At 63.7% G+C, this 6,664-nt stretch carries 6 protein-coding genes and 2 pseudogenes; 5 read left to right on the top strand and 3 right to left on the bottom strand.

Features of this window, described 5'->3' with window-relative positions:
• The coding region (locus B7X30_RS14735) for a helicase-related protein (RefSeq protein WP_286731601.1) at positions 1–1,094 on the bottom strand (1,094 nt) is incomplete at its 3' end.
• Positions 1,095–1,143: 49 nt separating this feature from the next.
• Here B7X30_RS14735 and argA point away from each other — a divergent pair.
• The 5 genes and pseudogenes from argA (at position 1,144) to B7X30_RS14710 (ending at position 5,679) form a co-directional block, all read left to right on the top strand.
• Positions 1,144–2,402: pseudogene (gene argA / locus B7X30_RS14730) on the top strand (amino-acid N-acetyltransferase).
• A 21-nt stretch (positions 2,403–2,423) separates the two neighbouring features.
• Entirely contained in the window at positions 2,424–2,696 is a 273-nt protein-coding gene (locus B7X30_RS14725; RefSeq protein ID WP_013105378.1) for an oxidative damage protection protein, read from the top strand.
• 275 nt (positions 2,697–2,971) lie between these two features.
• Positions 2,972–3,433: an OmpP1/FadL family transporter gene (locus B7X30_RS14720; RefSeq protein WP_286731598.1), complete on the top strand. Its 462-nt coding sequence runs from the start codon at positions 2,972–2,974 to the stop codon at positions 3,431–3,433.
• Positions 3,434–3,445: 12 nt separating this feature from the next.
• Positions 3,446–4,198 (top strand): annotated as a pseudogene (locus B7X30_RS14715) (OmpP1/FadL family transporter); the annotation flags it as partial.
• Between the two features lie 71 nt (positions 4,199–4,269).
• On the top strand, positions 4,270–5,679 hold the full coding sequence (locus B7X30_RS14710) for an exonuclease domain-containing protein (protein ID WP_286731593.1): 1,410 nt from the start codon (positions 4,270–4,272) through the stop codon (positions 5,677–5,679).
• 11 nt (positions 5,680–5,690) lie between these two features.
• On the opposite strand, the gene fdx is transcribed toward B7X30_RS14710, so the two are convergent.
• Both fdx and B7X30_RS14700 read right to left on the bottom strand, forming a co-directional pair.
• Positions 5,691–6,029, bottom strand: coding sequence for an ISC system 2Fe-2S type ferredoxin (gene fdx / locus B7X30_RS14705; RefSeq protein WP_013105374.1), 339 nt, complete (start codon positions 6,027–6,029; stop codon positions 5,691–5,693).
• Positions 6,030–6,049: 20 nt separating this feature from the next.
• Positions 6,050–6,664 (bottom strand): Hsp70 family protein (locus tag B7X30_RS14700; RefSeq protein ID WP_286731591.1); only part of this gene is annotated, 615 nt, incomplete at its 5' end.

Genomic DNA, 6,664 nt, shown 5'->3' with positions numbered 1-6,664 from the left:
GCGTCGATGACGTAGCGGATGCCAGGCACGGTGAGCGAGGTTTCGGCCACATTGGTTGCCAGCACGATGCGCCGCGCACCGCCCGAGGCAAACACCCGGTCTTGCTCGGCCTGCGACAGGCGGGCGTACAGCGGCAGGATTTCCACGCCGACACGCTTGGTGTCGAGATGGTGTTTACGCAGCGCAGCCTCGGCTTCGCGGATTTCGCGCTCGCCAGGCAGAAACACCAGAATGTCGCCGGAGCCGAGCCGCCAAAGCTCGTCCACCGCATCGCAGATCGCCGCAGACTGGTCGCGGTCATCACCCTTGTCGATGCCGAACGGACGCCAACGCACCTCCACCGGATACAGCCGCCCCGAAACTTCGATGACCGGAGCAAGAGTGGACTGCCCCCACGCTCCGGGCTGCGCCCCGTCGCTGCCCCCCGAGGGGGCGCCGCCCGGCTTGGGGCGGCCCGGCGCCGGGCGGGGAGCGCTTTCGGCAAAGTGCTCCGCAAACCGCTGCGCATCGATGGTGGCCGAGGTCACGATCACTTTCAGATCAGGACGGCGCGGCAGCAACTGTTTGAGGTAGCCCAGCAGCACGTCGATGTTCAGGCTGCGCTCGTGCGCCTCGTCGATGATCAGGGTGTCATAGGCGCGCAGCAGCGGATCGGTCTGGGTTTCCGCCAGCAAGATGCCGTCGGTCATCAGCTTGATCGACGCCCCGGGCTGCAGCCGGTCGTTGAAGCGCACCTTGTATCCGGCAATCGCGCCCAGCTCGCTGCCGAGTTCTTGCGCGATCCGCCGGGCGATGCTCACCGCCGCCAGCCGCCGCGGCTGGGTGTGGCCGATCAGCCCCGTTCCGCCCGCTCCCAGCCCGCGCCCGATGGACAGCGCGATCTTGGGCAACTGCGTGGTCTTGCCCGATCCGGTTTCGCCGCAGACGATCACCACCTGATGTTCGCGCAGTGCACGCGCGATGTCCTCGCGCCGCAGCGAAACCGGCAGATCTTCAGGAAAGCGCACTTCGCCCACGGGCGTGGCCGCCACAGGCTTGCGCGGCGCAGCAGCATGGCGCTGGCGTGGGGGTCGGGCGGCGGTGGATTCGGGCATGGAAGACATCAAAAACAAAAGCAACCCGACATTTTCGGATAATCGGGCCATGATCGCCCAGCAAGAACAATTCGTCGATTGGCTGCGCTCCGTCGCGCCTTACATCCATGCCCACCGCGGCAAGACCTTTGTGGTCGCCATCGCCGGCGAATTGATCGCGGCCGGACGCCTCAATGCGCTGGTGCAGGATGTTGCGCTGCTCACCGCGATGGGCGTGCGCATCGTGCTCGTGCACGGCTTTCGTCCGCAGGTCGAAGCGCAGTTGCGCGAAAAAGGCGTCGGCGCGCGCTACTCGCATGGCATGCGGGTGACCGATGAAGTCGCGCTCGATGCCGCGCAGGAAGCCGCGGGCCAGTTGCGCTTCGAAATTGAAGCCACGTTCTCGCAAGGCCTGCCCAACACGCCGATGGCCGGCGCCACCGTGCGCGTGGTCTCCGGCAATTTCATCATCGCCCGCCCGGTGGGCGTGATCGACGGCCTCGATTTCCAGCACACCGGGCTGGTCCGCAAGGTCGATGCGCCCACCATTCAGCGCGCGCTGGAATATGGCGCGGTCGTGCTCATGTCGCCCTTCGGCTATTCGCCCACGGGTGAAGCCTTCAACCTCAGCATGGAAGACGTGGCCAGTAGCGTGGGCGCGGCCATCAAGGCGGAAAAGCTCGTGCTGATCACCGAGGTGGACGGCGTGATCGACGATGCGCACAACCCACCGACACCGCGTTTTATTTGCGCCACGCGGTACGCGCCGTGCGCGGCGGCGTGACGCGAGCGCACATCGTGCCGTTTGCCATCGACGGCTCGCTGCTGCTCGAACTCTTCACCCACGACGGCGTGGGCACCATGATCGCCGACGAGCATCTCGAACATCTGCGGCAAGCCACGGCCGACGACGTGGGCGGCATCCTGCAACTCATCGAGCCGCTGGAAGAACAAGGCGTGCTGGTCAAGCGTAGCCGCACCGAGATCGAACGCGACATCAGCTACTACACGGTACTGGAGCACGACGGCATCATCTTCGGCTGCGCCGCGCTCTACCCCTACGCCGAGCAGAAAACCGGCGAAATGGCCGCGCTCACCGTTCACCCTTCCGCCCAAGGTCAGGGCGATGGCGAGCGCATCCTCAAACACATCGAACAACGCGCTCGGGCGCTGGGACTGCACAGCATTTTTGTGCTCACCACCCGCACCATGCACTGGTTTCTCAAGCGGGGCTTTGTGCTGGTCGAGCGCGAATGGCTGCCGCACGAACGCCGCCTACGCTACGACGACCAGCGACGCTCGCGTGTGCTGGTCAAACATCTCGGTTGAAACCTCAAAAAGGACACTTTCATGGCACGCACGATTCACTGCATCAAACTCGGCCGCGAGGCTGAAGGCCTCGATTTCGCTCCCTACCCCGGCGAACTTGGCGCACGCATCTACAACAACGTCTCCAAGGAAGCCTGGGCGGCCTGGCTCAAGCACCAGACCATGCTGGTGAATGAAAACCGCCTCAACCTGGCCGATGCCCGCGCCCGTCAATACCTGGCGCGGCAGATGGAAAAATACTTTTTCGGCGAAGGCGCCGAAATGCCGCAAGGCTATGTGCCGCCCACAGCCTGAGTGAACTGAGCAGCCTGAAGCTGGACGCAATACAGATTCCGCACAATCGCCGCGCTAATACTCCATGTAGTATTTGTGCGGCTTTTCCGGATTCACTACAACAATTCACACACTCGCGCAATCAACACTAAACACAATGTGGTGTATGCGCATGTCCTCCTAACATCACCTCAGCCTCAAATACTCAAATCAGTATTTCGAGTCATCGCCGTGTTGGAGCGGCGCCATCAACCACCTATGGAGGCCGGGCTGCTCGCTCGGTAGGAGACAAAAGAATGCATCTGAAAAAACTGGCACTCTCGCTGGCCCTGGCCGGCATCGCCCTTCCCGCAGCGCACGCGACCGACGGGTACTTCCAGCCCGGCTTCAGCGTGAAGGCCAACGGCATGGGCGGCGTGGGTATCGCCCTGCCGCAAGACGCGCTGGCCGCCGCCACCAACCCGGCTGGCATGGCCCTGATCGGTAATCGTGTTGACGGTGGGCTCAGTCTGTTCCGCCCGAACCGTGAGGCCAAAATCAACGGCACGACCTACAGCGGCAACGATCAGCAGAACTTCATCATCCCGGAAATCGGCGCCAACTACATGATCAACCCGACCATGTCGGCTGGCGTGAGCTTGTATGGCAACGGCGGGATGAACTCGGGCTACAGCAACATCGGCGGATCCATGACGGGTCTGGCCAATGGCGCCGGTGTCGATCTGCAACAGATGTTCATTTCGCCCAGTTTCGCCTGACGCGTAACGCCAACGCAAACCATCGGCGTGGCAGTGAATCTGGTGCATCAAACCTTCCGAGCAAATGGCCTGGGTGCTTTTTCTATGGCATCGCAATCCCCCTCGAATCTGACGGATAACGGACACGATTCCTCCAATGGCGTCGGCGTGCGCATCGGCTGGATTGGCGAACTGGCACCCGGTTTCTCGCTTGGCGCCACCTATCAGCCCAAGACGCACATGAGCAAATTCAGCAAATACAGCGGTCTGTTTGCTGACAGCGGCAGCTTTGATATTCCGGCGAATTACGGTATCGGCTTTGCCTGGAAAACTGGCCCGCTGACGGTTGCTGGTGATGTTGAACGCATTCTCTACAGCGACGTCAGCGCGATCGGCAACACATCGACCACCTTTCTGCAGAACCCCCTTGGCGCCCCGAATGGCCCTGGCTTCGGCTGGAAAAACATCACCGTTGTCAAACTCGGCGTGGCTTATGCGATCGACCAGGCTTTGACGGTGCGCGCCGGGTGGAACCACAGCGACAATCCGGTCACCTCGCAGAATGTGTTCTTCAACACCATTGCTCCTGGGGTGATCAAGGATCACCTCACGCTGGGCATGACCTACGCTGTAAGCAACACGATGGAAGTCTCGGCCGATTACATCCACGCCTTCAAGAGCGACGTGACTGGCAATCTCGCACCGCCGCCTTATGGCCCCGGTGGCACCGAGGACCTGTCCATGTCCCAGAACACTCTGGGCGTGTCGGTGGGCTGGAAGTTCTGACCCGCCCCAACCCAAAAAACCGCGGCCTTGGCTGCGGTTTTTTTATTCCCGTTTCCCCGACAATTCCAGCCATGCTGCCCTGCTACGTTCTACTCGATCTCGAAACCACCGGCTCTAACCCGGTGCTCGATCGCATCACCGAAGTGGCGGTCATGCGGGTTGCGCAGGGGGAAGTGGTGGCGAAGTGGAGTCGGCTGCTCAATCCGGGACAGCGCATTCCGCCTTTCATCCAGCAGCTCACCGGTATCGACGACGCCATGGTGGCGGGGGCTCCGGCGTTTGGCGAGGTGCTGCCCGAACTGCTCGCCGTGCTGGACGGCGCCGTGCTCGTGGCGCACAACGTGCGCTTCGACCACGGTTTTCTGAAACAGGCCGCGGCGCGCGAAGGGGTGGATCTGCGGGTGAAAACCTTATGCACCGTGCGCCTCTCGCGCAAGCTCTACCCGCAGGCCCGCGGGCATGGGCTGGACGCCATCATGCGCCGCCACGGGCTGCACACCACGGCGCGCCACCGGGCGATGGGCGATGTTGAGCTACTGCATCAATGGCTACATATCGCCCAGACGGAACTTGGCCCTGCCGCGGTGCAGACTGCGGCTCTGGAGTTGTTGCGCGGCAGTGCGAGCCTGCCGCCGCATCTGGAAACCCCGGTGGACGACATTCCCGAAGCGTCCGGGGTCTATCTGTTCTACGGCGAAGGTGAAGTGCCGCTCTACATCGGCAAGAGCGTGCGTCTGCGCGCCCGGGTGCTGTCGCACTTTCAGGCGGATCACCGCGACGCGCGGGAATTGCGCCTGGCGCAGGAGGTGCGGCGGGTCGAATGGCGCGAGACGGCGGGTGAGTTTGGCGCCCTGCTGCTGGAGATGCGGCTCATCAAGGAACTGCAGCCCCTGCTCAACCGGCAACTGCGCCGCGAGCGACAGCTTTGCGCCTGGCGGCTGGCGGAAGATCCCGTGGCGCGGCCGCTGCTCACGCTGGTGCGCGGTGACGCACTCGATCCGCGATTTTTCCCGCAGTTGTATGGCTGTTACCGGAGCAAGCGACAGGCCGTCGAGGCCTTACGCGCCCTCGCCCAGCGCCACGCGCTGTGCCCGCAGGCGCTGGGGCTTGAATCGGGCAAGGGCCGCTGCTTCGCGCAGCAAATCGGTCAGTGCAAGGGGGTGTGCTGTGGCCTCGAATCAGCCGAGCGGCATCACGCCCGCCTGCTGCTGGCGCTGGCTGCGAAACGCCTGCGCGCCTGGCCTTACGACGGGCCCGTCGGGCTGCGCGAGCACAGCCCTGAGCAGGATGGCACCGAGGTGCATGTATTCGACCAATGGCGGCATCTGGGCACGGCGCGTTGCGAAAACGATCTGGCCGAGTTGATGGAGGGCCGACGCGAGGCCGACAGCGGCGGCTTCGACCTGGACATCTATCGTCTGCTGCTGAGCCGTTTAGCGGGCGCCAAGGGCCCGCCGCCCGATCTGATCCGCCTGCGGTGAACCGCGACGGCTCAGCCGTGTTCCTTGGCGTGGTTGATCGAGTATTTCGGAATCTCGATGGTCACGTCTTCGTCAGCCAGAATGGCCTGGCAGGATAGACGCGAGGTGGGCTCCAGTCCCCAGGCGCGGTCGAGCAGATCTTCTTCGCTTTCGTCGAGTTCACCCAGGCTGTCATAGCCCTTGCGCACCACCACATGACAGGTGGTGCAGGCGCATTGCATGTCGCAGGCGTGTTCGATGGGTACGCCGTTTTCCAGCAGGGCCTCGCAAATCGAGGTGCCGCGCCCGGCGCTGACTTGTTTGCCTTGCGGGCAGTATTCGGGATGCGGCAGAACCGTGATGATGGGCATGGTGAGAATCGAGAAAAGTCTCAGGACGCCGTGCTGGACGGCGTGTCGGTGAGCTGCGCGATCTGATCGACGGATTGACCCGCCAGCGCGCGTTGAATGCTGCGGTTCATGCGCCGCTCGGCAAACGCATCGGTCTGCCGCGTCAGCGCCTCGGTGGCGAGGCGGATCTGATCGATGTCGCCGCCTTGTTCGGCCTGCGCCAGCGCGGCCATGTCGGTGTGAATCTGCACGACTTCCTGCTCGCTCAGCAGATCGCGGTCGAGCTGCATGGCGTTGCGTGTGGCGGCCAGCAGGGCCTGAGCGTCCACCCGCGCTTCCTGCAGCATGCGGGCGTCGCGGTCATCTTGGGCGTGGGCCACGCTGTCGTGCAGCATCTGCGCTATTTGCGCGTCGTCCAGGCCGTAAGCCGGTTTGACCTGCACCTGGGCCTGCACGCCGGTGGTCAGCTCTTGCGCGCTGACTTCGAGCAGACCGTCGGCGTCGACGGCGAAGGTCACGCGGATACGCGCGGCGCCCGCCACCATGGGCGGAATGCCGCGCAGCTCGAAGCGCGCCAGCGAACGACAGTCGCTCACCAGTTCGCGCTCGCCCTGCACCACATGAATGGCCATGGCGGTCTGCCCGTCGCGGAAGGT

Origin of the sequence: Thiomonas sp. 13-64-67 (assembly GCF_002282795.1) — a bacterium.
In the GTDB taxonomy this organism is placed as follows: domain Bacteria; phylum Pseudomonadota; class Gammaproteobacteria; order Burkholderiales; family Burkholderiaceae_C; genus Thiomonas; species Thiomonas arsenitoxydans.
Note: the sequence above shows the minus strand (reverse complement) of the source record. Positions and strands in the feature narration are given on the sequence as shown.

What these genes read in the sequence shown, in the direction of transcription:
- B7X30_RS14725 (WP_013105378.1), top strand. Translation starts at nt 2,424, where the DNA reads ATGGCACGCACGATTCACTGCATCAAACTCGGCCGCGAGGCTGAAGGC.
- B7X30_RS14720 (WP_286731598.1), top strand. Translation starts at nt 2,972, where the DNA reads ATGCATCTGAAAAAACTGGCACTCTCGCTGGCCCTGGCCGGCATCGCC.
- B7X30_RS14710 (WP_286731593.1), top strand. Translation starts at nt 4,270, where the DNA reads ATGCTGCCCTGCTACGTTCTACTCGATCTCGAAACCACCGGCTCTAAC.
- fdx (WP_013105374.1), bottom strand. Translation starts at nt 6,029, where the DNA reads ATGCCCATCATCACGGTTCTGCCGCATCCCGAATACTGCCCGCAAGGC.